Source organism: Neobacillus drentensis, assembly GCF_036962765.1.
GTDB lineage: Bacteria > Bacillota > Bacilli > Bacillales > Cytobacillaceae > Neobacillus > Neobacillus drentensis_C.
Window position 1 is genome coordinate 1 of the sequence record NZ_JBALOS010000448.1, and the last position, 519, is coordinate 519.

A 519-nucleotide genomic window follows, 5' to 3' on the forward strand; every position below is an offset into this window, starting at 1 on the left:
AACGTTTGATTAGTATAGCTTATATGGAAATTAGTCGAATGGCTGTCGTGTTTTGACCCGAGTGTAGCGGTTAAATAAGTATTTTATTAAAAGTGAAACTTGAGGGAAATGGAAAAAACATGTTATAGGATGAGAATTGGAAGTATGGTATTATTTTAGTGTAATGGAAATTTTAGGAACACGTAGCAATAATAATATATTTTGTAGGTCAATTCGGATAATTCGGAAGTACTAAAGATGAAGTTATCTAGATTAATAGTTACTTGTAGTAAAGGGGAAGCATAGATGAGAAGTTTAAAATTATTTTTTATGGTAGCAATCTAACTAGTTTCAAATGTAAATCTTATATACTTTCCTACATACGTTTCAGCAGATGGAATTAAACCTACGATTGAAAGCATAAGTGTGGACAAGAGTGAGGTACCTTTTTTTGAGCCTTGAAAGTAAACTACAAGGATATTAAACGGAAACAGATAAGCGACCTGATATTTCTAAAGAGCTTCTTTTAGGGTATTGAAC